This window comes from Cohaesibacter sp. CAU 1516, assembly GCF_005771485.1.
GTDB classification, from domain to species: domain Bacteria; phylum Pseudomonadota; class Alphaproteobacteria; order Rhizobiales; family Cohaesibacteraceae; genus Cohaesibacter; species Cohaesibacter intestini.
This window is the reverse complement of the sequence record NZ_VANT01000006.1, coordinates 173,631-197,451: the sequence shown is the minus strand read 5'-3', so window position 1 is coordinate 197,451 and position 23,821 is coordinate 173,631. Positions and strand designations below refer to the sequence as shown.

Annotated in this window: 29 protein-coding genes; 25 read left to right on the top strand and 4 right to left on the bottom strand. The window is 56.1% G+C overall.

Annotated elements, in window-relative coordinates; all coding sequences use genetic code 11:
* Nucleotides 1–6: 6 nt before the first annotated feature.
* Nucleotides 7–543, bottom strand: a complete 537-nt coding sequence (locus FDK21_RS15860) for an RnfABCDGE type electron transport complex subunit B (protein ID WP_138149742.1) — start codon at nt 541–543, stop codon at nt 7–9.
* A 25-nt stretch (nt 544–568) separates the two neighbouring features.
* A complete protein-coding gene (gene rsxA, locus FDK21_RS15855; protein WP_114011055.1) occupies nt 569–1,150 on the bottom strand; it encodes an electron transport complex subunit RsxA in 582 nt (193 codons plus the stop codon).
* Nucleotides 1,151–1,449: 299 nt separating this feature from the next.
* On the opposite strand from rsxA, the gene FDK21_RS15850 reads away from it, so the two are divergent.
* From FDK21_RS15850 to FDK21_RS15815, 8 genes are all read left to right on the top strand, one after another.
* On the top strand, nt 1,450–2,328 hold the full coding sequence (locus FDK21_RS15850) for an ATP-binding protein (RefSeq protein ID WP_138149740.1): 879 nt from the start codon (nt 1,450–1,452) through the stop codon (nt 2,326–2,328).
* 23 nt (nt 2,329–2,351) lie between these two features.
* The gene (gene nifA / locus FDK21_RS15845) at nt 2,352–3,992 is read left to right on the top strand and encodes a nif-specific transcriptional activator NifA (RefSeq protein WP_138149738.1); all 1,641 of its coding nucleotides are present in this window, start codon (nt 2,352–2,354) and stop codon (nt 3,990–3,992) included.
* Between the two features lie 198 nt (nt 3,993–4,190).
* Nucleotides 4,191–5,747, top strand: a complete 1,557-nt coding sequence (gene nifB / locus FDK21_RS15840; protein WP_138149736.1) for a nitrogenase cofactor biosynthesis protein NifB — start codon at nt 4,191–4,193, stop codon at nt 5,745–5,747.
* A 23-nt stretch (nt 5,748–5,770) separates the two neighbouring features.
* On the top strand, nt 5,771–6,046 hold the full coding sequence (locus tag FDK21_RS15835) for a 4Fe-4S binding protein (RefSeq protein WP_138149734.1): 276 nt from the start codon (nt 5,771–5,773) through the stop codon (nt 6,044–6,046).
* Between the two features lie 11 nt (nt 6,047–6,057).
* Nucleotides 6,058–7,317: an FprA family A-type flavoprotein gene (locus tag FDK21_RS15830; protein ID WP_138149732.1), complete on the top strand. Its 1,260-nt coding sequence runs from the start codon at nt 6,058–6,060 to the stop codon at nt 7,315–7,317.
* A gap of 104 nt (nt 7,318–7,421) precedes the next feature.
* Nucleotides 7,422–7,712 (top strand): 2Fe-2S iron-sulfur cluster-binding protein, encoded by a 291-nt coding sequence (locus FDK21_RS15825; protein WP_138149730.1) that lies wholly within the window; start codon nt 7,422–7,424, stop codon nt 7,710–7,712.
* Nucleotides 7,713–7,740: 28 nt separating this feature from the next.
* Nucleotides 7,741–8,100 carry a 2Fe-2S iron-sulfur cluster binding domain-containing protein gene (locus tag FDK21_RS15820; protein WP_114011049.1) on the top strand — a complete coding sequence of 120 codons (360 nt, stop codon included), beginning with the start codon at nt 7,741–7,743 and terminating at the stop codon, nt 8,098–8,100.
* Nucleotides 8,100–8,693, top strand: coding sequence for a nitrogen fixation protein NifQ (locus FDK21_RS15815; RefSeq protein WP_138149728.1), 594 nt, complete (start codon nt 8,100–8,102; stop codon nt 8,691–8,693). Before FDK21_RS15820 ends, FDK21_RS15815 begins: the two co-directional genes overlap by 1 nt.
* A gap of 79 nt (nt 8,694–8,772) precedes the next feature.
* Here FDK21_RS15815 and FDK21_RS15810 read toward each other — a convergent pair whose 3' ends face one another.
* Both FDK21_RS15810 and FDK21_RS15805 read right to left on the bottom strand, forming a co-directional pair.
* Nucleotides 8,773–9,117 (bottom strand): zinc ribbon domain-containing protein YjdM, encoded by a 345-nt coding sequence (locus FDK21_RS15810; protein WP_114011047.1) that lies wholly within the window; start codon nt 9,115–9,117, stop codon nt 8,773–8,775.
* A 146-nt stretch (nt 9,118–9,263) separates the two neighbouring features.
* Nucleotides 9,264–10,115 carry an SIR2 family protein gene (locus FDK21_RS15805; RefSeq protein ID WP_138149726.1) on the bottom strand — a complete coding sequence of 284 codons (852 nt, stop codon included), beginning with the start codon at nt 10,113–10,115 and terminating at the stop codon, nt 9,264–9,266.
* Between the two features lie 425 nt (nt 10,116–10,540).
* Here FDK21_RS15805 and nifH point away from each other — a divergent pair, with 425 nt between their 5' ends.
* The 17 genes from nifH to nifS all read left to right on the top strand — a co-directional run bounded on the left by nifH (nt 10,541) and on the right by nifS (nt 23,818).
* Nucleotides 10,541–11,425 carry a nitrogenase iron protein gene (gene nifH / locus FDK21_RS15800; RefSeq protein WP_138149724.1) on the top strand — a complete coding sequence of 295 codons (885 nt, stop codon included), beginning with the start codon at nt 10,541–10,543 and terminating at the stop codon, nt 11,423–11,425.
* Nucleotides 11,426–11,513: 88 nt separating this feature from the next.
* Complete coding sequence (gene nifD, locus FDK21_RS15795; protein WP_138149722.1) at nt 11,514–12,986, top strand: nitrogenase molybdenum-iron protein alpha chain; 1,473 nt, start codon at nt 11,514–11,516, stop codon at nt 12,984–12,986.
* A gap of 95 nt (nt 12,987–13,081) precedes the next feature.
* Nucleotides 13,082–14,653: a nitrogenase molybdenum-iron protein subunit beta gene (nifK, locus tag FDK21_RS15790; protein WP_138149720.1), complete on the top strand. Its 1,572-nt coding sequence runs from the start codon at nt 13,082–13,084 to the stop codon at nt 14,651–14,653.
* Nucleotides 14,654–14,733: 80 nt separating this feature from the next.
* Complete coding sequence (gene nifT / locus FDK21_RS15785; RefSeq protein ID WP_114011042.1) at nt 14,734–14,946, top strand: putative nitrogen fixation protein NifT; 213 nt, start codon at nt 14,734–14,736, stop codon at nt 14,944–14,946.
* Nucleotides 14,943–15,173 carry a 4Fe-4S binding protein gene (locus FDK21_RS15780; RefSeq protein ID WP_342635057.1) on the top strand — a complete coding sequence of 77 codons (231 nt, stop codon included), beginning with the start codon at nt 14,943–14,945 and terminating at the stop codon, nt 15,171–15,173. The genes nifT and FDK21_RS15780 overlap by 4 nt, the downstream gene beginning before the upstream one ends.
* A 100-nt stretch (nt 15,174–15,273) precedes the next feature.
* Nucleotides 15,274–15,972, top strand: coding sequence for a dinitrogenase iron-molybdenum cofactor biosynthesis protein (locus FDK21_RS15775; protein ID WP_114011142.1), 699 nt, complete (start codon nt 15,274–15,276; stop codon nt 15,970–15,972).
* Complete coding sequence (locus FDK21_RS15770; protein WP_114011040.1) at nt 15,969–16,256, top strand: DUF6129 family protein; 288 nt, start codon at nt 15,969–15,971, stop codon at nt 16,254–16,256. Before FDK21_RS15775 ends, FDK21_RS15770 begins: the two co-directional genes overlap by 4 nt.
* Entirely contained in the window at nt 16,253–17,203 is a 951-nt protein-coding gene (locus FDK21_RS15765; RefSeq protein ID WP_138149718.1) for a hypothetical protein, read from the top strand. Before FDK21_RS15770 ends, FDK21_RS15765 begins: the two co-directional genes overlap by 4 nt.
* A gap of 133 nt (nt 17,204–17,336) precedes the next feature.
* Entirely contained in the window at nt 17,337–18,740 is a 1,404-nt protein-coding gene (gene nifE / locus FDK21_RS15760; RefSeq protein ID WP_138149716.1) for a nitrogenase iron-molybdenum cofactor biosynthesis protein NifE, read from the top strand.
* A 4-nt stretch (nt 18,741–18,744) separates the two neighbouring features.
* Nucleotides 18,745–20,124, top strand: coding sequence for a nitrogenase iron-molybdenum cofactor biosynthesis protein NifN (gene nifN / locus FDK21_RS15755; RefSeq protein ID WP_138149714.1), 1,380 nt, complete (start codon nt 18,745–18,747; stop codon nt 20,122–20,124).
* A 5-nt stretch (nt 20,125–20,129) separates the two neighbouring features.
* On the top strand, nt 20,130–20,618 hold the full coding sequence (locus FDK21_RS15750) for a NifB/NifX family molybdenum-iron cluster-binding protein (RefSeq protein WP_198663024.1): 489 nt from the start codon (nt 20,130–20,132) through the stop codon (nt 20,616–20,618).
* Between the two features lie 2 nt (nt 20,619–20,620).
* Nucleotides 20,621–21,103, top strand: coding sequence for a NifX-associated nitrogen fixation protein (locus FDK21_RS15745; RefSeq protein WP_246657599.1), 483 nt, complete (start codon nt 20,621–20,623; stop codon nt 21,101–21,103).
* A 12-nt stretch (nt 21,104–21,115) separates the two neighbouring features.
* Nucleotides 21,116–21,337: a CCE_0567 family metalloprotein gene (locus FDK21_RS15740; RefSeq protein ID WP_138149712.1), complete on the top strand. Its 222-nt coding sequence runs from the start codon at nt 21,116–21,118 to the stop codon at nt 21,335–21,337.
* Between the two features lies 1 nt (nt 21,338).
* Entirely contained in the window at nt 21,339–21,677 is a 339-nt protein-coding gene (gene fdxB, locus FDK21_RS15735) for a ferredoxin III, nif-specific (protein WP_138149710.1), read from the top strand.
* Between the two features lie 239 nt (nt 21,678–21,916).
* Nucleotides 21,917–22,240 carry an iron-sulfur cluster assembly accessory protein gene (locus tag FDK21_RS15730; protein WP_138149708.1) on the top strand — a complete coding sequence of 108 codons (324 nt, stop codon included), beginning with the start codon at nt 21,917–21,919 and terminating at the stop codon, nt 22,238–22,240.
* A 40-nt stretch (nt 22,241–22,280) separates the two neighbouring features.
* Nucleotides 22,281–22,598, top strand: a complete 318-nt coding sequence (locus FDK21_RS15725; RefSeq protein WP_210238809.1) for a NifU family protein — start codon at nt 22,281–22,283, stop codon at nt 22,596–22,598.
* 11 nt (nt 22,599–22,609) lie between these two features.
* Nucleotides 22,610–23,818 (top strand): cysteine desulfurase NifS, encoded by a 1,209-nt coding sequence (nifS, locus tag FDK21_RS15720; RefSeq protein WP_138149704.1) that lies wholly within the window; start codon nt 22,610–22,612, stop codon nt 23,816–23,818.
* Nucleotides 23,819–23,821 lie beyond the last annotated feature (3 nt).

Sequence of the window (23,821 nt, the reverse complement as noted above, 5' to 3'; positions counted from 1 at the left end):
CTCCTGTCAGCTTGCCAAGGGCAATTCGGGTTTTGGCCAGTGCCATGTCTGCAGGGTGGCATTTTCTCTGCGCATGGTGATGGCTCCGGTTGGGCAGACATCAGCGCATTTCTCACAGCCGGTGCAGGCATCATCGACCACCCCGTGCAGCTGTTTCGAAGCGCCAATGATCGCGTCGGTCGGGCAGCGCTTGAGGCATTTGGTGCAGCCAATGCAAAGGTCTTCAAAAACAAAAGCGATCATCGGGCCACTGTCGCCAACCTCGGTCAGGTCGGCCTCGATGCCCAGTTTGTCTGCGAGCCCGGCTGCCAGCGTCTTGCCGCCGGGCGGGCAGAGGGTGACGCCAGCTTCGCGGCTTGCCAGCGCGTTGGCTGCGGCCGCGCAGCCCAGAAAGCCGCATTGGCCACAATTGGTGCCGGGCATCATGGTTTCCAGCTCGCTTGCGATGGGGTTGCCTTCGACGCGTAAATAGAGTGCGGCAAGGCCGAGGCATCCTCCTAGTACGACGCCCAGCGTCAGAAGAGTGATCGTTGCTTCCATCATATGCGTTGCTCCATCCATCCGGTCATTAGTGAGAGACAAGCCCGGCAAAGCCCATGAAGGACAGGCTGAGGAAACCGGCGGTCAGAAAGGCAATTGGCGTGCCGGCGAAAATGGTCGGCACGTCGGCGAATTTCAGGCGCTCGCGCAGACCCGCAAACAGGACAAGCACCAAGGTGAAGCCCATCGCCGCGCCAAAGCCGAACAGAAGGCTTTCGAGAAAGGAATGGTCTTCCTGGATGGTAAGCAGGGCGACGCCGAGCACCGCACAGTTGGTGGTGATCAGCGGTAGGAAGATGCCCAGTCCCTGATGCAGAAAGGGCGACAGCTTCTTGATCGCCAGTTCGGTAAACTGCACCACAGAGGCAATCACCAGAATGAGCGTCAGGATGCGCAGATAGCCAAGATCGAAGGGCTGGAGAACCATGCGTTCGATTGTCCAGCTGGCGGTCGCGGCAATGGTCAGCACGAAGGTGGTGGCAAAGCCCATGCCGATGGCCGAAGACAATTTGTTCGACACCCCGAGGAAGGGACAAAGCCCAAGGAACTTGACCAGTACAACATTGTTGACCAGTGCGGTTTCCAGCAGAATGAGCAACAAATTTTCCATGATACGCCTAGCCAATTGCTTGTTGATTTCAAGTCGTCAACTGGCAATCTGCATTAACCGTGCCAAGTTACTTTTTATCTGGATAGAAGGCGCAAAGGTGGCGGAAATCTTGAAGGAAGATATACGTAGTGCAATTACGTATTTGTGAGAAGATTGCTACAATTTTGACTTTGATCGGCTTTTTTTTGTAGCAAAGATGACATTTGGACGTAAAAATATCTAAGAAATTCAAGGAATCTTCTTCGGCACGTATTTTGCATTGCTTTTCTGGTGAATGATCAAAGAGAAGCTGCATAGCCATGTCAGACCTATCTATCAAGCCAATGTCGGGGCCCGTCCATTCCGCGATTCCTTCCTCTGGCCCTGCTTTGGGGCCTTCGATGGAATGCGCGAGCCACTGTCAGTTGATCGACTTTCAGAAGCAGCAATATGAGAAGGCTCGGCTGCATGCCATCCGGGCCCGCATGGCGGAGACGGAAATGGAGTATCGCACCCGCGAGATGATCGATGGGGCGCTCTATCTGTTGCAAAAACCGCTGAATGTTGTGCAGGCGATGTCGAACAATCTCAATCGCTGTCATTTGCAGGACCAGGACCAGAATCGGGAGCATCATTGCACGCCGATGGAATATGCGCTGGATGAAGCGCTGGAGTCCGGCCACGCAGCGATTGAGACCCTCAGGCTCTCGGAGCCGGACAAGAAGCATGTGGTGCATGGGCCGGTCAATGTGAATGAAGCCATTCGCGATTGTCTGGTCATCTTGGCCGATGATCTTGCCTATAACGGGATTGTTGTCGACTGGCGGGCCAAATCCGATTTGCCGATGACCTTTGGCGACGAAATCGGCCTCAGGATCCTGCTTCGCATCGTGCTGTCCAATGCAATTATCGCCGTGGGACAGGAGGGGGCAAAGGGGCGGGATGTCAGCATTCGCTCGACAACCGCGCAAGATGGAATGATCGAGATTAGCATTCATGACAGTGGCCCTGGCATAGAAAAATCTCTGCGTGCGAAAGTGTTCGAACCCTTCTTTACCGCTTGGCGTGGGACCAAGCATCGCTCGGGCATGGGGTTGGCCATTGCCCATCAGATTTTAACCGAACTCCATGGGGAGATGGAGATCAGAAGCAACGGCAGCTCCGGCTGCTTCCTCTGCATCACAATGCCTGCTTGTTGATCAGCACGGAGATTGCGAGTGATATGAGAGCCGATCCATCTTCTAGACCAAGCCCGCCCAACAGGACAGAGGGCGTTTGCCCTCATCCTGTTTATTGCTCCTTTTATCGTCAGGAGCTGGACACCCTGTATCAGGTCAGCCAGTTGCTTGGCCAATCCCTCAATCTTGAGGAAACCTCGCAAGAGGTTTTGAAGCTGTTGCATGAGGAAGGACGCCTTCACTATGGCATGATCTGTTTGGTCGATGAGACAAGCGGAGATCTCAAGATCACCGACATGCATCAGGACCATTCGATCTATACCAAGAATGTGCGTTACCAACCCGGCGAAGGCATTGTCGGATCGATTCTGAGCGAGAAAAAACTGATCCTTGTGCGCCGGATTGCGGACGAGCCGCGCTTTCTCGATCGTCTGGGCATGTATGACCCGGATCTCCCCTTCATTGGTGCACCGATTTTCACTGGTGGCGATGTGGCCGTGGGCGTGCTCGCGGTGCAACCAAACAATGGTGATCGCTTTCTGGAGGACAATGCCAAACTGGTGCAGATGATCGCTTCCCTCATCGGGCGCGTGTTGCAGCTGTCTAGCGCTGTGCAGGCGGAACAGAATGAATTGCGGGCCGAGCGGGACAGTCTGCGTCGCCGGGTCAAACGGCAGCATGGTTTTGAGAATGTTGTCGGCGAGACCGAAGCCATGCGGATGGTGTTTGATCAGGTTCGGCTGGTGGCCAAATGGAACACCACGGTGCTGATCCGCGGGGAAAGCGGCACGGGCAAGGAGCTGATTGCCAATGCCATCCACTATAATTCGCCGCGGGCGCATGAGCCAATCCTCAAGCTCAATTGTGCAGCCTTACCAGACAATCTGCTCGAATCCGAATTGTTTGGCCACGAGAAAGGGGCCTTTACCGGTGCGACCTCGATGCGCAAGGGACGGTTTGAGGAGGCGGATGGGGGCACCCTGTTTCTTGATGAAATTGGCGAGATCACGCCGGCCTTTCAATCGAAGCTGCTGCGGGTGTTGCAGGAAGGTGAGTTTGAACGGGTGGGCGGCAACAAGACCATCAAGGTCGATGTGCGGATCATCGCGGCAACCAACAAGGATCTCGAAGCCTCAATTGAAAATGGCGACTTCCGCGAAGATCTCTATTACCGGCTGAATGTGATGGCGATCAATATGCCCTCGCTGCAGGATCGAATGGATGACATTCCCGACCTGGCGCGTTTTCTGATCGCCAAGATCGGAAGCCAGCAAGGCCGTCCGCTGACGCTGAAGGATAGTGCTATCCGTCTGCTGATGCGGCATACATGGCCGGGCAATGTGCGGGAGCTGGAAAATTGTCTTGAGCGGGCCAGCGTGATGAGCCCAACCGGTATCATTGACCGGGAGACCGTGTCGTTGACCGGATTGCCGGAAAAAGCTCTGGTCGGGGTGCCGTCTCAACCCCTGCCGCCGATCCTTAAAAGTGCCTCGCATGCCGCCGAACCCTCCACCACACCAGCCAAGGCCTGGCATGACGAAGAACTCGATGAACGTGAGCGGGTGATTGCCGCTTTGGAAGAGGCTGGCTGGGTGCAGGCCAAGGCCGCACGCTTGCTCGACATGACACCACGCCAGATCGCCTATCGGATCAAGATCCTCGGCATTTCGGTGCGCAAGATATGACACATGAAGGGGAAGAGGATTGTTGTGAAACGTGCACACATCCTTCCCTCCGATTGTCAGATAGTCGACAATCATGATCTGTATGAGTGTTTGAATTTTCCTTTTTAATTCAATGTTTTGGTTTGAAATTAAGCTGCTGGCACGCCCCTTGCAAAGTCTCAATCGACTTTGACTTTTCGCAATAAGGGGACGCGGAGCATGGATGTGTTCGGGCCAGACCAGCAGAAAGATGCAGACGGATGCACGCAGGTGTCCTGTGGCAGTTCCAAGGACCATGTTGACGCGCTGCCCGACAGCATTCGCGACCGGATCAAAGACCATCCCTGCTATTCCGAAGAGGCGCACCACCATTATGCCCGTATGCATGTGGCGGTGGCACCGGCCTGCAACATCCAGTGCAATTATTGCAATCGCAAATATGATTGCGCCAATGAGAGCCGTCCCGGTGTTGTCTCTGAAGTGTTGACCCCGGAGCAGGCCATCCGCAAAACGTTGGCGGTGGCCGCTTCGATCCCGCAAATGACGGTTTTGGGGGTGGCTGGTCCCGGCGATCCACTGGCCAATCCGGCGCGCACCTTCGAGACCTTTCGTCAATTGTCGCAAAAAGCCCCGGATATCAAGCTCTGCGTCTCGACCAACGGGCTGGCCTTGCCGGACTGTGTTGAGGAATTGGCCCAGTATAATGTCGATCATGTGACCATCACCATCAATGCGGTGCACCCGGAAATCGGGGCGCAGATCTATCCTTGGATCTTTTGGAAGAACCGCCGCATGCGCGGGGTGAAAGCGGCGAAAATTCTGCTTGAGCGGCAATTGCTCGGCCTTGAGATGCTGATCGAGAAGGGCATTCTGGTCAAAGTCAATTCGGTGATGATCCCCGGCGTCAATGATGCCCATTTGGAAGAGGTCAGCAAGGTGATCCGCGCCAAGGGGGCGTTTCTGCATAATGTTATGCCGCTGATCGCTGAAGCCGAGCATGGCACCTATTATGGGGTGATGGGCCAGCGTGGGCCAACGCAGGCCGAGTTGACCACGCTGCAAGATGCCTGTGGCGATATGAATATGATGCGCCATTGCCGCCAATGCCGCGCCGACGCGGTGGGCCTGTTGGGGGAAGACAGGGGCGAGGACTTCACGCTCGCCAAGATTGACGGGTTGGAGATCGACTATCAGGCGGCGATGAAAGAGCGGGCCGAGGTCCATGCGCAGATCGAGGCGGACCGGGCGCGGAAGAAAGAACGTGCCGCCGACCTCAAAGCGCAGTTGCAGTTGGAATCTGGCAGCACCCGAACCCTCTTCACCTATAATGGCCTGTCGGTTGGCCAGACAGGCAAGACCCTTTCTGGTCTTCCTGCCGATTTGCGCCCGGTCCAGATGGCCGTGGCCAGCAAAGGGCAGGGGCTGATCAACCAGCATTTCGGCCATGCCAAGGAATTCATGATCTATGAAGCCTCGCCTGCTGGGGCGCGGCTGGTTGGCCATCGCAAGACCGCGCAATATTGCAGCGGCGACACCAGTTGCGGCGATGGGGAAACCACACTGCAAAAGACCATACGGATGCTTTCAGATTGTGAAGCGGTGCTTTGCTCGAAGATCGGCTTTGAGCCGTGGGATCAATTGGAGGCGGCGGGCATCGCGCCCAATGGCGAGCATGCCATGGAGCCGATCGCTGGTGCCGTGATGGCGGTTTATCGCGAATTGTATGAGAGCGGTGCTCTGGACGCTGCTGCCACAACCCGGCCAATCAGTGCCTGAGATGGAAGTGTGAGGAGACGAGCATGAGCTATCAGATCAGTGATCTTTGTGTGTCCTGCCATGCCTGCATGGATGCCTGCCCAACCAAGGCGATTGCGCAAGGGGAGAGTCGGTTTGTCATAGACAGCCGGGCCTGCAGTCATTGCGACGGGGATTATGCGGTGTCCCAATGCGCCAGTATTTGCCCGGTGGAAGGGGCGATCCTTGATCCATTCGGTGAGGTGGTCAATCCGCCCGGCTCGCTGACCGGCATTCCGCCTGAGCGTATCGCCGCCTTGGTGGCCGAAGGGATCCTTTAAGGAACGTGACCATGAATAAAAACGCAAAAGCGGTCGAGATTGCCAAGGATATCCATTGGGTCGGGGCCTTTGACCCTGATTTGCGGGTGTTCGATCTGATTTTGAAGACCGCCAACGGCACGACCTACAATGCCTATGTGGTGCGCGGCAGCGAAGGGGTGGCGGTGATCGACACGGTGAAGGAGGAATTCTCCGACGCCTTTTTCGAGCGCCTCGAGCAGGTGGTTGCCTATGAGGACATCACAGCGGTCATTCTCAACCATCTGGAACCGGACCATGTGGGGGCTGCGCCGGAATTGATGCGGCGGGCGCCACAGGCCCGAATCTATGTCTCCAACCGGGGTCTGAAGCTGCTCAATGCGACGCTGAAGGACGAGTTGGAGATGTATGCCTACACACTGACCAATGATGGGGATCAGGTGTCGCTCGGTGACCGGACGCTGACCTTTGTCCATACGCCCTATCTGCATTGGCCAGAAACCAAATGCACCTGGATCGAGGATGAGAAGATCCTGTTTTCCTGCGATGTGTTTGGCAGTCACTTTTGCGATGAGCGGCTTTACAATGATCTGGTTGGGGATTTCCGCTTTTCGTTTGAATATTATTTCAAACACATCATGCGGCCCTTCAAGCGTTTTGTCTTGGAGGCGATGGACAAGATCGAGCCGCTGGAACCTGCCCTGATTGCCCCGTCGCACGGGCCGATCCTGCGGGATCATCCGATGGAGTATGTGCGGAGCTATCGCTCGCTGTCGGCCTCGCGGTTGCCCAACGAGATGGAGGGCAAGGAAAAAAGCCTTCTGATCTTTTATATGAGCGCCTATGGCGCGACAGCCGATATGGCCCGCTCGGTTTATGAGGGGGCGAGTGATGTCGATGGGGTGCGGGTGTCGCTTTATGATTTGCAAGGGGGCGAGACAGATCCCTTTGTTGATCTGATTGAAGAGGCGGATTGTCTGGTTTTTGGTTCGCCGACCATCAATGGCGATGCGGTCAAGCCGGTCTGGGACGTTTTGGCATCCCTGATTTCGATTGAAACCAAAGGTAAATTTGGTGCTGCTTTTGGATCCTATGGCTGGTCCGGGGAAGCGGTGCCGATGATTGAAGACCGGCTGCGCGGTCTCAAAATACGGGTGCCGGAAAAGGGTGTCCGCATCAAGTTTCATCCAACCGAACAAGAGCTGGAAGATTGCTCGGCCTTTGGCCGGTCAATCGCAGAGACCTTGTGCGGCAAGGCAAAGCCGAAAGTTGTCGACTTTGCCGATCTTTAGGCACCGAAGCGGGTGCTGACATATCGAATTTGACGCCCATCAGCAAGCGGAACGGACCGCTTGGTTGCCGATGGGTTTGGACCATAGTGACCAAGGAGAAGACCATGGCAAAAGGAAAGCTGACATTTGGAGATATCGACGTATCGGTCAATGTGCCTGCAGGGACGCGGGTGATCGAAGTGTCCGAGAAAGTGGGGGCCGGGATCATTTATGGCTGCCGCGAAGGGGATTGCGGCACCTGTCTGATGAGTGTCGATGAGGGCATGGACAATCTGTCCGAGCCGTCGGTGCTCGAGGACAAGGTGCTGAAGGAAAATATGGCGGGCAAGGATATGCGTCTTGCCTGTCAGGCACAGGTGATTGGCGAAGGCGAGACAATCGTCAAGCCTGCCTGATTTGCTCCAACCATGTAGGAGAAACAAGATGCCGAAAATCATCTTCCAGCATCCCGAATTTGACGAGATGGAAATTTATGCGCCTGCGGGCAGCCACAAGAAAACCGTGCTGTCGCTGGCCAAGGAATTTAAAGTGCCGATTGCCTTTGACTGTGGCGATGGCGAATGCGGATCTTGTGTCATCAAGGTGACTGATATTGACGGCGGGCCGACCCATATGGGCGTGCATATGACCGACAAGGAAAAGACCGTCCTGCGCGAGATCGGCAAGATCAGCAAGGACGATCTGGAGCAGATCATCGTCAATGATATGCCCAGCGACTGGCGGCTGGCCTGTCAGATGATCGTGCGTGATGAAGATATCCGCGTCACCTATGAGCGTGCCTGATGGGTAGCAGGTCTGCTGTGATGCTGGATCAGTCTCTAAGCCCTCAGGCGCCCTATGCGCATCTGAGGGCTGCTGCGCGTCCGGATCCCAATGCTGATTTTCTGTCGCAAATCTTGGCCAGTTGGATGGTTGGCCAAGGCGCGATGCCGCGATTTCTGGGTTTGGATAAGGCCGCGTTTGAGGCCTTGCTGGCCTATCATTTTCCATCGCTTGATCGCATGGACTGTGAGGTGCGGCTGGAGATCGAACCGGAGCGGGCACCGGAACTTGATGACGTGCGCAGCCTGCTGCTGGAGCATCGCAGTGGGCTGTCGGACAGCGAGGTCTGGATGGCCCAGATCATCGCGACGGGCTGCATGGGGTCAGACCATCTCTGGTCGGATCTGGGGCTTTTTTCTCGTCCATTTTTGGGGCAGATGTTGTTGCACAATTTCCGCCCGCTGGCCGCGCAGAATGACAAGAATATGCGCTGGAAGAAATTCTTCTACCGCCAGCTCTGTGCCAAAGAGGGCTTCATTCTGTGCCGTTCGCCTTCGTGTGAGACCTGCTCAGAATATAAAGTCTGCTTTGCCGAGGATGGCATGTTCGAGTGACTGCTGCTTCGGTGGTTGCAACAAAAAGGGCAGGATCGGAAAAGCGGTCATGCCCTTTTGTCTTTTCGGCTGACTGAGCTCAGTCGGCGACTTTCTTGACGAATTCCGACTTCAGCCCCATTGGGCCGATGCCCGGAATTTTGCAGTCGATATCGTGGTCGCCGCCGACAACACGGATATTCTTCACCTTGGTGCCAACCTTGACCACGTCATTGGTGCCGCGGATTTTCAGATCCTTGATAACGGTGACGGTGTCGCCATCGGCCAGCGGGGTGCCGTTGGCATCGCGAATGACGCTGGCTTCTGCTTCGGCGGCGGCTGCCGCAGGCGACCATTCATGGGCGCATTCGGGGCAGATGATCAGGGGGCCATCTTCATAGCAATAGGCCGAGCCGCATTTGGGGCAGGGTGGCAATTCGCTCATTATATCGTCCTTTTGGGTCTGGTCCTTGGTGGCTGAAATCGGTCTGGTGCCTGCCTTTTTGGATTGTGGCGCACCCTGTCAGCCCTTCCTTGCCTGTTCCCTTGCATGTTCCCATCAGGCGCGCAACTGGTTTTTCGTCGGCTCTGTCAGGCAAAGGCAGCCGTTTGGGCAAGGTCAAGGAAGCGGGGCAGGTCCATTTCGATGATGGTGATGCCCTTCTTGGCACAATAACGACGCTCCTTGTCGGTGGGATTGGGGATCAGTGCCCAGCCAGCTTCCTCGGCTGCGTCATGAATGATGTCCGACATCACCATCCGCTCGGTGTCGCGGGTGAAGCGCATGCCGAGAAACAGATATTGCTTGCCTTTGCGTTGGCTTTTGAGGAAAGCAGGCACACCAAAGCCGCCCATCAATTCGGTGAGATAATCGACAAAGTCGGCGTCCGAGGCAATATAGGTCGAGTGCGGCAGGGGCGAGCCCAACGGCTTGAAGAGGATCGGCAGGCTGGTGTCGGCCTCCTCGATTGTTACGCCGCGATAGGTCTCGCCGTCATGTTGATGCAGCATGAAGCGATAATCGGTGCCGCCAATCCGGGCGATGCCCCGGACCAGCAGATGCGGCACCTGCTGATAGCTTTGCTGCAATTGCAAATCGCGGTTGATGTCGATGACATAGGCGGGCTTGAGGCTGGCGAGCCAGTCATGCAGGGCGGCGCGGCTCCATTTTTCCGCACCATAGAGTTTGGTTAGAAATTGCTCGATGAAACGCCTGCCGCGCTTGAGCTCAATATTCATTGCCGCGCGCGGGAACTCATACATCAGCTTGGGGGCCATCGGGCGTCCTCTGTTCATGGCAAGGATCAGGCTGTCACTGTCGGCGGGCATGGATTCCCCGGATGGGTCATGGCGGACGTCATAGAGCACACCGGGGCCGAGATAGGGAACGACCGAGCCGCTTGCGATTTTTTCAATGATGGTTTCGATGTCTGACCGGTTCATATCGCCCTCTTTGTATGTTTGTCACCTTTGTCTTTACAGGAGCAAGTTTTGGACCAATGGGCGCGTTCCGATTAAGAGTTTGAAAGCAATGAGAAATTTGGATGATCAGAGATTGTCACAAAGCTGACAATCAGGGTCTGGTCAGGCGAATGGATGTGACATTGTCGCATTTGCGGGCATTTTGCGTGATGCCCGACAATGGGCAGACATTCTGTAAAATCTGCGACAAAGAATTTTGGAAATTGTCGTATCTCTGCCTTGCCGTATAAATCCGTATATTGATAAATTTATCGTTTAAATTCATGTGGATAGGTGCCGTCAACAAAGTTGGCACACCCCTTGCAAATTCGATTGGCAGACGCCGTTTCGCGAACCTGTTTGTTCGTGGAACACACGAACCAAACGAGTCACCAAGGAGAAGACCTATGGCACTTCGTCAATGCGCAATTTACGGGAAGGGTGGCATTGGTAAGTCCACCACCACGCAAAATCTCGTTGCCGGACTTGCAGAGCTCGGCAAGAAAGTGATGATTGTCGGCTGTGATCCGAAAGCGGATTCCACCCGCCTTATCCTGCATGCAAAAGCCCAGACCACCATTATGCATCTGGCGGCTGAAGCCGGGTCTGTTGAAGATCTGGAACTCGAAGATGTGCTCAAAGTCGGTTACGGCGACATCAAATGCGTCGAGTCCGGTGGTCCAGAGCCTGGGGTTGGTTGTGCTGGTCGCGGTGTGATCACAGCCATCAACTTCCTTGAAGAAGAGGGTGCCTACGAGGAAGATCTTGATTTCGTCTTCTACGATGTTCTTGGTGACGTTGTTTGCGGTGGCTTTGCCATGCCGATCCGCGAGAATAAGGCGCAAGAAATCTATATCGTTTGCTCCGGCGAAATGATGGCCATGTATGCGGCCAACAATATTTCCAAAGGCATCGTGAAATATGCCAATTCCGGTAGCGTTCGTCTGGCTGGCCTGATCTGCAACTCGCGCAACACCGACCGCGAAGACGAGCTGATTGAGGCACTGGCCGCCAAGCTTGGCACCCAGATGATCCACTTCGTCCCGCGTGACAATGTGGTGCAGCATGCCGAAATTCGCCGCATGACTGTCATCGAATTCGATCCGGAAGCCAAGCAGGCGCAAGAATATCGCGATCTGGCGCAGAAAATCATCGACAACGACAAGTTCGTCATTCCCGATCCGATCTCCATGGACGATCTGGAAGAATTGTTGATGGAATTCGGCATCATGGAACCGGAAGACGAGAGCATTGTCGGGCAGACCGCTGACAATGCAGGGGCCGCTGCCTGACCGCGCCAACCTGTCTCTATCAGACACCCTGAAATGTTGCACAAGGTGTGGGACGGATTGGTCCCCGCCTTCACAATGGGGAACCCCTATGTCACATCTGACAAAAGAAGAAACCGAAGCGCTCATCCAGGAAGTGCTTGAGGTCTATCCGGAGAAAGCGCAGACCGACCGCGCCAAGCATCTGGCCGTCAACGATCCTGATCTCGAAAAATCGAGCAAGTGTATCACTTCCAACCGCAAATCCCTGCCCGGCGTTATGACCATTCGTGGCTGTTCCTATGCCGGTTCGAAGGGCGTGGTCTGGGGTCCAGTCAAGGATATGATCCATATCTCCCACGGCCCGGTCGGCTGTGGCCAATATTCCCGCGCCGGTCGCCGCAACTATTATGTCGGTGATACGGGGGTGAATACCTTCGGCACGATGAATTTCACTTCCGATTTTCAGGAAAAGGATATCGTGTTTGGTGGCGACAAAAAGCTCGACAAGTTGATCGACGAGATCGAAATGCTGTTCCCGCTGGCCAAGGGGATTTCGGTCCAATCCGAATGTCCGATTGGTCTGATTGGTGACGATATCGAGGCCATTTCCAAACAGAAGGCCGATCAGTTGAACAAGCCGGTCGTGCCTGTGCGCTGCGAAGGTTTTCGCGGCGTGTCCCAGTCGCTGGGGCACCATATTGCCAATGATGCCATTCGCGACTGGATCATTGATCCGGCAACGGGCAAGGAGTTCGAGGCGACCGATTATGATGTCACCATCATTGGCGACTATAACATCGGTGGTGACGCCTGGGCCTCGCGCATCATGCTTGAGGAAATGGGCTTGCGGGTGATTGCCCAATGGTCCGGTGATGGCACCTTGGCCGAAATGGAACAGACGCCGAAAGCCAAGCTGAACCTTCTGCATTGCTATCGCTCGATGAACTATATCTCGCGCTATATGGAAGAGAAGTTTGGCGTGCCATGGATGGAATATAACTTCTTTGGCCCGACCAAGATCGAAGAAGCCTTGCGCGACATTGCCTCGCATTTTGACGACAAGATCAAGGAAGGTGCCGAACGGGTCATCGAGAAATATCGTCCCGAATGGCAGGCCGTGGTCGACAAATATCGGCCGCGTCTGGAAGGCAAGAAAGTCATGCTCTATGTGGGCGGTCTGCGCTCACGCCACATTATCGGGGCCTATGAAGATCTGGGCATGGAAGTGGTCGGCACCGGCTATGAGTTTGCCCATAATGACGATTACGACCGGACGATCCCTGAAATGGGCAATGCCACCCTCATCTATGATGATGTCACCGGCTATGAATTCGAAGCCTTCGTCAATCGCATCAAGCCGGACCTGATCGGCTCGGGCATCAAGGAAAAATACATTTTTCAGAAAATGGGCATCCCGTTCCGCCAGATGCATAGCTGGGATTATTCCGGCCCGTATCACGGCTATGACGGCTTTGCCATCTTTGCACGCGACATGGATATGACCCTGAATAATCCATGCTGGGACAGCCTGACACCGCCTTGGAAGCGGGCGGGTGAGCCGGCGGCGATTGCCGCTGAATAAGCCCCATAGCGGCCAGAGCCGAAGTGGGGTCTGGCCGAGCGCAATTTCTCAAACACTTCGCCTGTTCACGCATTGGTGGCGCGAAGGAGGACCAAATGAGTCAGACTGTAGAGAATATCAAACCCAGCTATCCTCTCTTTCGGGAAGAGGAATATACCAAGTCCCTTGGCGACAAGCAGGCCTTGTTTGAAAATCGGGTCGATCAGGCCAAGATTGATGAAGTGTTCGAATGGACGACGACCGAGGAATATAAAGACCTCAATTTTTCGCGCGAGGCATTGACCATCAACCCGGCCAAAGCCTGCCAGCCGCTGGGGTCGGTGCTCTGTTCGCTCGGCTTTGAGAAGACCTTGCCTTATGTGCATGGATCGCAAGGCTGCGTTGCCTATTTCCGTACCTATTTCAACCGCCATTTCAAAGAACCTATCGCCTGTGTCTCGGATTCGATGATCGAGGATGCAGCGGTGTTTGGCGGCCAGAAAAACATGTTTGACGGGCTGGAAAATGCCAAGGCGCTGTATAAGCCGGACATGATCATGGTGTCGACCACCTGCATGGCCGAGGTTATCGGCGATGACCTCAATGCCTTCATCGGCAACGCCAAGAAGGAAGGCCATATCGAGGCCGATTTCCCGACGCCTTTTGCTCATACGCCAAGCTTTGTCGGCTCGCACACGACCGGCTGGGACAATATGTTCGAAGGCACGATCCGTTATTTCACGCTCAATAGTATGGACGACAAGGAAGTCGGCTCGAATGGCAAGATCAATATCGTGCCGGGCTTTGAGACCTATCTGGGCAATTACCGTGTCATGCGCCGCTATATGGAAGAAATGGGCGTCGATTATTCGCTGCTCTGCGATCCATCCGAGGTGCTCGATACGCCAGCGGATGGCAAGTACCGGATGTATTCGGGTGGCACCACGCAGGATGAAGTGAAAGACGCGCCCAATGCCAAGGACACCCTTTTGTTGCAGCCTTGGCAGTCGGTCAAGACGCGCAAATTCACCAAGAATACCTGGAAGCATGACACGCCAGCCATCAATATCCCAATGGGGCTGAAATCGACCGATGATTTCCTGATGACTATTGCCGAGATCACTGGCAAGGAAATCCCGGCGTCGCTGGAGCTGGAGCGCGGTCGGTTGGTCGACATGATGACCGACAGTCACGCTTGGCTGCATGGCAAGAAATATGCGCTCTGGGGCGATGCCGATTTTGTCATGGGCATGACCGCCTTCTTGCTGGAATTGGGGGCCGAGCCGCGGCATATTCTCTGCCACCATGCCAACAAGCGCTGGAAGAAGGCGATGGATAAAATGCTCGCAGACAGCCCTTACGGGGCCAATTGCGAGGTCCATGTCGGCAAGGATTTGTGGCATATGCGGTCGCTGATCTTCACCGATCGTCCCGATTTCATGATCGGCAACAGCTACGGCAAGTTCATCGAGCGTGACACCCTGCGCAAGGGCGAAGACTTCCGTGTGCCTTTGATCCGGATCGGCTTCCCGATCTTTGATCGCCATCATCTGCATCGGGCCACCACCCTTGGCTATGAGGGGGCGATGACCATTCTGACCACCCTGACCAACGCGGTGCTGGAACAGCTCGACAGGGAAACCATGATCATGGGTTCGACCGACTTTAACTATGATCTGGTGCGCTAAGGCGCCGACACAAGCTGCGTTTTTGTCCCTCGTTGCCGTCCTTGGCAGCGGGGGATGCGGGCGCGGCGAAGGAGGTTTTGATGCCAAATGTCATGCTTCGACACAACGACAAGGGCGAGCTGCTCTTTTATGTCGCCAAAAAGGATCTTGAAGAGGTCATTGCCTCCGTTGAGACCGACAATGGGGACGCCTGGGGCGGGGTGATCGAGCTCTCGGACGGGACCAAATATTATATCGATCCGATTTCCCCGCCACCCGCTTTTCCAACGACCCTGCGCTTCAAGCGCGGATAGTCCTTCCTCTCAATGAAAGGAGCCAGACCATGGCCATGATGATTAACGCCGATCTTTGTACCGCCTGTGGCGACTGCGAGCCGGAATGCCCGACCGGGGCAATTTCCCCGTCCAAGGGTGTCTATGCCATCGATGCATCCAAATGCACCGAGTGTGAGGGCAGCTTTGACGCGCCGAAATGCCTTGAATTGTGCTTTGAAGATGGTTGCATCATTCCGGCTGAATGAATGCGACGAGGGGGTGCGTCTTGGCGATTGCTTCCTGGTTGGCAAGCGCACTCCTTCACTCTTCAAACCCTTTTGGTTGGTTCACTATGGGGAAGATCCAATGACTGAAGCCTTGTCCAGAGAAATGGCTCTGCGAATCGGACTGGCGGCGCAAGACTTGCCGGACGTGGATGCAGGGTCGCTGATCGATATCCTTGTGCAAGCTGTCGGGGTGCCGATGACGGAAGCAAAAGTTGCGCAGCTCGGCATGAAGGCCTTTCGCAAGGCAGGCGGGGAGACCTTGATCCCCATTCCGTCCGATCAACTCAAAGCCGTCTTGCGTCTGCTTAAAGGGGAAGGGGTGGATGCGGATGTCGATGACTTCACTCTCGATCCCTATCAGGAAGGGGACATGCCCGGCTCGATCCGGGTGGCTTGTGCCTCCAATGGGGCCGAGGAGCTGGATGGGCATTTCGGGTCCTGTCGCCGTTTCCTCATTTATCAATTGTCGGGAACGGAACAGCGATTGATCGATGTGCGGCGCAACGAGGAGCCAGAAGATGTCGAGGACAAGAATAAGTGGCGGGCGTCGCTGATTGCAGATTGTCAGGTGCTGGCCGTTATGTCGATTGGTGGGCCTGCTGCGGCCAAGGTCGTGCGGGCCAACATTCATCCGATCAAGCAGCCCCAAGGCGGGCAAGCGCGCGACCTGTTGGCCAAATTGCAAAGCGTTCTGGCTGGATCCCCACCGCCTTGGTTGGCGCGGGTGATGGGGCAGGAAGCCCAGACCCTGACGGGCTTTCTGGAGGAAGACGCGTGATTGATGACGCTGTTCTGGATGGGGTGTGCGCGCGGGTGGCTGGCCAAGTGCTGGGGCCGGATATTTCCGCTGGCCTCAGATCGCACTGGCCAGACATTCATTTCACCTATTGTCAGGATGACGACATTGTCGCTGCAAAGCCGGTGCGTGAAGCGGCCGCTTTCAATCTCTATCTGGTCACCAGCGGCGGGGGGTGCATTGCCTTTACCAGCCAAGTGGAGCAGGCGACGGGGATCGTGATTGCCGAATTAGAACAAGGGGAGGTGGAAGACAATCCATCATGATAGACATGCAGCCACGCACCAAGTCACTGGAGAGGATTTGCCGGATGGTGCCTCCCGGCGTGCATCATGTGTCTCTGGTCGAGGCCGTCAGCACCATCTTGCCTGATTACACCTTTCGCTATCGCACCACACGCTCGGACTGGCACCGGATTGGTGGTGTCGTGGATGCGGGTTTTAACCGGGTGGCGATGAATCTGCGCCAATGGGCGGAGGATGCATGTGATCATGATGTCTTTGCCCTTTATGAGAAGTTTGGCGCGGAAGGCTATTTCACAACCCGGTTTGATGGTCAGACCCATTATTTCGTCGCCCCGAATGGAGACGGGGCGGCGGGCTTTGTGCAGTTGGAAGTCGAGGAACTGACCGAAGTGGTCGACCATCCTTTGTTCATTGACGATCAGGTGCCCGATGATATCGAGGATCTGCTTGACCCTGCCGGGGCCTTTGCTGCGCGCGTCGAGGCGCGGCCTTTGGGGGCAGCAAAATATGATTTCCGCTCGATCACCGATATTGGTGAGCTGGTCGCCAAACAGGTGGCATCAGAAGGGTCGGATTTGCGCTATATCCGGTTTCTGGAAGAATGGGACAAATCGAGCGCGGCGTCGAAGGGGCGCTTTTGCGACCATTTCGTCTTGAAGCTCTTGTCCTTCATGGATCGTTTCGGCGAGCGCAAGATCGAGGCGACACCGCTGCCGATCAAGTCGCTGCCTGTGCCGGGGCCGGTGGTGTTGGCCTTGTCCGGGCCGGAATTGGGCCATTATCTGCATGACTATGATCGCAAGGCTGGCTTTCCGATGGCTTGGTACTTCGCGATGCTGACTGAGAAGAAGGTCTGGCCGCAGATCGCCATGACGGTTTATGCCGACCATCGCGATGACTTCCGCTATCTGCCGGAGAAGGATCTTGCGGTGCTGGAGCATTGGATCCGCTATCCCTACAGCTTCTGACAGATTGGGGCATTCCTGTCGGGTTTGCGACAAATTCCAACTGTTGAAATATCAATAAATCAATGGGTTACCTTTTGGCATAGCCTTTGCAAAGTGTTTGCGACATGCATTTGACAAGCGGGGTTTGTGGCAGATGAAACAAAGCGAGATTGCAGCGCTCCTTGATGAGCCAGCCTGTGAGCATAATCACCAGTCCAAATCCGGCTGTGCCCGGCCCAAGCCCGGAGCGGCGGCGGGGGGCTGTTGTTTTGACGGCGCTCAGATTGCCCTTCTGCCAATTGCGGATGTGGCTCATATCGTTCATGGCTCGATCGCCTGCGCTGGCAGTGCATGGGACAATCGAGGCAGCAAATCTTCCGGCGAGCAGCTGTATAAACTCGGTTTCACCACTGACATGACCGAGCAGGATGTGATTATGGGCCGGGGCGAAAAGCGCCTGTTTCATTCCATCAAACAGGCCATCGACAGCCACGATCCCGAAGCGGTGTTTGTTTATAATACCTGCGTTCCGGCGCTGATTGGCGATGACATTGCCGCGGTTTGCAAGGCGGCGGAAAAACGCTGGGGTGTGCCGGTGGTTCCCGTCGATGCAGCGGGTTTTTATGGCACCAAAAATCTTGGCAACCGGATCGCGGGCGATGCGATGGTGCGCCATGTGATCGGCACCCGCGAGCCTGACCCGGTGCCCGATCATCTCCAGCGGGAAGGCATTGAGGTCCATGATATCAGCCTGATTGGCGAATATAACATCGCTGGCGAGCTGTGGCATGTGCTGCCGTTATTTGATGAGCTGGGCCTGAGGATTTTGGGGACTTTGTCCGGGGATGCGCGGTTCCGCGATATCCAATGCATGCATCGGGCCGAGGTCAATATGATGGTCTGCTCCAAAGCGATGATCAATGTCGCCCGCAAACTCAACGATCGCTATGGCACCCCATGGTTTGAGGGCAGCTTTTATGGCGTCCGCGACATGAGCCTTGCCTTGCGGGACTTTGCCCGGCTGATTGATGATCCGAGCCTGAGCGAGCGGACCGAAAAGCTGATTGCGCGCGAAGAAGCGCGGATTGCGACCGCACTTGCCCCTTGGCGCGAGAAGCTCAAAGGTAAAAAGGCGCTGCTTTATACCGGCGGGGTGAAAGCTTGGTCGATTGTTTCGGCGCTGCAGGATCTGGGCATGGAGGTGGTGGCCACCTCGACCCGCAAATCAACCGAAGCCGACAAGCAGAAAATCCGTGACCTGATGGGCGAGAAGACCCGGATGCTGGATGAAAGTCAGGGCCCGCGGGCGCTGATCGACATGGTCTATGAGACGGATACGGATATTCTGATTGCGGGCGGGCGGAATATGTATACGGCACTCAAAGCCCGGATCCCGTTCCTGCATATCAATCAGGAGCGCGAGCATGCCTATGCGGGCTATGACGGGATGATCACCTTTGCCGAACAGATTGCTCAGGCCATGGACAGTCCTGTCTGGCAGGCGGTGCGCTCGCCTGCCCCATGGAAGGATGCAACAGCGATCGAGGCAGCGGAGTAAGGTCATGACCAAGATAGTCAAACGCAACAAGGCGCTGTCTGTCAGCCCGCTGAAAGCCAGCAGCACGCTGGGGGCGGCGCTGGCCTTTCTGGGTATCCGCAATGCCATCGCCATGCTGCATGGGGCGCAAGGATGTACGGCATATGGGAAAATATTCCTTATTGGCCATTTCCGCGAGCCTGTGCCGCTGCAAACCACCGCGATGGATCAGGTCAGCAGCGTGATGGGGGGCGATGACAATGTGGTCGAGGGGCTGAAGGTGTTGCATGAGAAATTTGCCCCGGCGCTGATCGGTCTGCCTACCACCGGTCTGTCGGAGACACAAGGGGCAGATGTTCAGCGGCTCGTTTCGGTCTTTCGCAAGACCCACCCAGAATGCGGATCGACTGCCGTGGTACCGGTGGAAACACCCGATTATGTCGGCTCGATGGAAAGCGGCTTTGCCAAGGCGGTCTATCAAATGATCAACCGGCTGGTGCCAGAGGCGGAAACCAAAGGCGGCATCGCCAGCAATCGGCAGGTCAATATTTTGGTCAATGGTTCGATGACGCCTGCGGATATTGATGAAGTTAAGGAACTGGTGGAAGCCTTCGGTCTCATTCCGCTGGTCCTGCCGGATATTTCCACCAGCCTTGATGGGCACCTCAATGAGCGGGATTTCAATCCGCTGACGACCGGGGGCACCTGCGTCGGGGATTTCGACATATTGCATAAGGCGCGGGCGACTTTGGTGATTGGCGACAGCCTGACACAGGCTGCCGATCTGTTGCATGAGCGAACGGGCGTACCCGACATCCGGTTTGACCATCTGATGGGGCTGGAAGCGACGGATCGTCTGATCAGCAGTCTGCATGCGCTGTCGGGCCAGCCGGTGCCTGCGCGGCTGGAGCGGCAGCGCCAGCAATTGCAGGATGCGATGCTGGACAGCCATTTTCACCTGGGGGGCTGCCGGGCGGCCCTGGCCGCTGAGCCGGATTTGTTGAAGGCATTGAGTGATTTGCTGGTGGGCATGGGGGCGCAAGTGGTCGCGGCCATTGCGCCCTCGAACGCCCCGATCCTCAAGCGGATGATGACCGAGCGGGTGAAGATTGGCGATCTGGAAGAGCTGGAAGCCTTTGCCGCAGAGGATGCTGCAGAGCTGGTGATCGGCAATAGTCATTGTGTTGCCAGCGCCGAGCGCCTTGGGCTTCCGCTGTTGCGAGCCGGATTCCCGCAGTTCGACACATTCGGTGCGCCAGCCAAATGCTGGGTCGGTTATCGCGGCAGCCGCCAGACCCTGTTTGATGTCGCCAATCTGTTGGTGACCGCCGATCCCGGCGCGGTCGCGCCCTATCGCTCGATCTATGCGCAGGCACCAAGCGCCAAACCGACCAAGGGAGTGTGAGGGCCATGGCACAGTTCATGCGAAGGCTGACCCTGCTGGATCAGGATATGGAAGACGGTTTTGCCGACTGTGCCTTGCGGGTGGCCTTTGCCACCTCGGATCAGAAGCATGTGGATCAGCATTTTGGCACCTGTGCCAATCTGGCGGTCTTTCTGGTGACGCGCGACGAGGCGCATTTCCATCAGAGCATCAGCTTTGGTGAAGCGGCGATGGATGGCAATGAGGACAAGCTGGCGGTGCGGGTAAAGGCGCTGGAGGATTGTGCTGCGCTCTATTGCCGGGCCGTGGGAGCGTCGGCCATCGGACAGTTGAAACAGGTTGGTGTGCAGCCGATCAAGGTGGCGGATGGCACCCCGATCAAGGCGCAATTGGCCTTGCTGCAGGATGAGCTCAGCCATGATCCGGCGCTTTGGATTTTGCGGGCGCTGAACGCTGCCAACGGGCCGGATGCCAAGCGGTTTGACGCGATGGAAGAGGAAGGTTGGAGTGAGTGACAATGTTGATTGATATGGATGACGAACTGGTGGTCGACAAGGATGATCCCGCGTTGAAATCGCCCTTTATAGTCGAGATTTTGCGTCAGATGCGGGCCATCGACTCCTACGGCATATGGGATCAAGTCGGGGCGCATGAAATCATTGATCCTTTCATCATGACCAAGGAACGCAAGCGGGCGGTGCCGATCATTGGCGACCCGGATGAGGAGCTGATGGCGCGGATCAAGGCCTGGTACAACGCGCTGTCGGCCAGCATCGAAGCGCGGACCGGGCTGATGGCGGTGCCGATTGTCAACATCACCCATGAAGGCTTTGGCCGTGCCCTGATCGCGGTCGGCAAGCTGATTGTCTCGGACAAAACGCTGCGCGATGTCCATCGCTTTGGCTTCAAGTCCCTTGAGGCCATGGAGAGCGAGGCGAACAAGATCATCGACAAGGCTGCAGCCCTCGTCGAGGCCCATCGCGACGTCGCCAAATTGTGAGGACCAAAAAAGATGGATGAAGCGGATAGGAAGGCCCTGATCAAGCTTGTCAGAAAAGCCAAGAGGGTCGCATCGGAAAAGGCAATGGAACTGCATGATCTGGTTGAAGATCGCTTGCCCGCTGCCTTTGAAGAACTGCCGACGCTGGCTGAGGAAACCTATCAGGCCTGCAAGCTCTGGAGTGAGGCGGAAGCCGTGCTCCAACAGGCTGAAACCAAGATGGAAGGGGCGTGAGATGAGCGTGATTGTTGGATTGACCTTGGGCGGCGAGGAATGGGTGCCGCAATTTGTCGAGGCGCTCGACGCCAAGAAATGCATTGGTTGTGGCCGCTGTTTCCGCGTCTGTTCGCGCGATGTGTTCGAGTTGGTCGAGCGGGAAAGCCTCGGGCTTGATGAGGATGACGATCTGGATGATGACGATCCGTTCGGCGATGACGATGATGATGATGGTTTTTCGGATGATACCAGCATGGTCATGGCGCTGAAAAACCGGGATGACTGCATTGGTTGTGAGGCTTGTTCAAAAATTTGCCCCAAGAGCTGCTTCACCCATATGACGGCGGAAGCCGCCTGAGCCGGACAGGGCATAAGAAAGACAAAAAGGGGCGGCCTGTGCTGGCCCCATTTTTGTATCAGAGTGCCAAAGGCTTCTGTCGAGAATGCAGCTTGTTTGTCGCAAATCCGACAAAGGAATGATTGGGTCGATCAATGGCTTTTGTTAATTATTTCATATATTTAATCTATATTGCCTGCCTTGGCATAGCCCTTGCAATGCTCTGATCAGTTTGATTGACAGATTGCAAGGATGACAGAATGCTCACACTTACCGACAAAGCTCAGGACGTCTTGCAACGGCTGATGGCCGATGCCAAGAACCCGCTCACCGGTCTCCGGATCGCCGCGATTTCTGGCGGCTGTGCAGGCCTTCAATACAAACTCGCCTTGGTTGCGGGCCCCGAAGAGGGAGACCATGTGGTCGAGACGGGGGCCATCACCCTCTATGTCGTGCCGGATAATGCCGAGATGCTGATCGGTACCGAGATCGACTTTGCAGAGAGCCTTGAAGGCTCCGGTTTCACCTTCACCAATCCCAATGCCGCATCGATGTGTTCTTGCGGCAAGAGTTTTGCCGCCTGATCCGGATGGATCGGCTGGTTGGCCTGTCGAGGAGACCGTCATGACAAAGCACTTGGAGGCCGTCAAGGGCCCAGATCCGCAAGGGCGCGTTGCGACCATTGAAGCGGTCATCGAAACATTTCGGCCGATGCTGCAGGCTGACAGGGGGGACATGGAGCTGGTGGAAGTGGATGGCAAGAAGGTGTTTGTCTCCATGAAGGGCGCTTGTGTCGGTTGCCAGTTGGCGTCCGTCACCCTGTCGCGGGTGCAGGACAAAATAGTCGAGGCGCTGGGGGACTTTGTTCAGGTGCTGCCTGCCAGTCAGTTGAAAAGGAAACCGCCTGTGATGCTTTCTGTCGACGCTCTGGCGAAGGAGTGAAGCAAGTGGTCATGGGCAGCATCTATCTTGATAACAACGCCACCACGCAGGTTGATGAGGCGGTCGTTGCGGCGATGTTGCCTTATTTCACCGAGCAGTTTGGCAATCCGTCCAGCCTGCATCAGTTCGGCAATGGGGTGGCACGTGCGGTCAAGGCAGCTCGCCAGCAGGTTCAGGCCTTGCTGGGGGCGGCTCATGAGAGTGAAATCATCTTCACCTCTTGCGGCACCGAAGCGGACAATTGCGCCATCCTATCCGCCTTGAAAGCGCAGCCATCGCGGCGCGAAATCATCACCACGAATGTGGAGCATCCGGCGGTTTTGTCTCTGTGTCAGAGTCTCGAGCAAGACGGCTATCGCGTTCATTATCTCAAGGTGGATATGCGCGGGCGGCTTGATCTTGATGCCTACAAAGCCTTGTTGAGCGACAAGGTGGCGCTGGTGACCGTGATGTGGGCCAACAATGAGACTGGCACCCTGTTCCCCATCGCCGCGATGGCGGCGCTGGCTTCCGATGCGGGCGTGTTGTTTCACACCGACGCAGTGCAGGCGGTCGGCAAGGTGCCAATCGATCTGAAAAGGTTGCCCGTCGATATGCTGTCCCTGTCGGGGCATAAGCTACATGCCCCAAAGGGCATTGGGGTTCTGTATCTCAAGCGTGGCACCCGGTTCCGGCCATTGTTGCGTGGCGGGCATCAGGAGCGTGGGCACCGGGCTGGTACGGAAAATGTTCCATCCATCATCGGGCTTGGCAAAGCCTGCGATATGGCGCTTGGCGTCATGAGGGACGAGATGCACCGCGTGAGGATTTTGCGGGACCGCTTGGAGGACGGCATTCTGTCCGCTATTCCCAATTGCTTCGTGACCGGTGATCCAGACAATCGCTTGCCCAACACCAGCATGATCGCTTTTGACGCTGTCGAAGGGGACGATCTGTTGCTGCTGCTCAACAAAATGGGTGTGGCGGCTTCATCCGGCTCTGCCTGCAGCTCGGGATCACAGGAGCCGTCGCATGTGATGCGGGCAATGGGCATTCCCGACACGGCAATGAATGGAGCGATCCGCTTTTCCCTCTCGCGCAACACGAACCAAGCAGAGATTGACCGGGTGATCAATATCATGCCGCCGATCGTTGCCCAGTTGCGCTCGCTTTCGCCCTATTGGGGCACCAACGGACCGGTCGAGAGCCCAGATCAGGCCTTCAACCCGGCTTATGCCTGACAA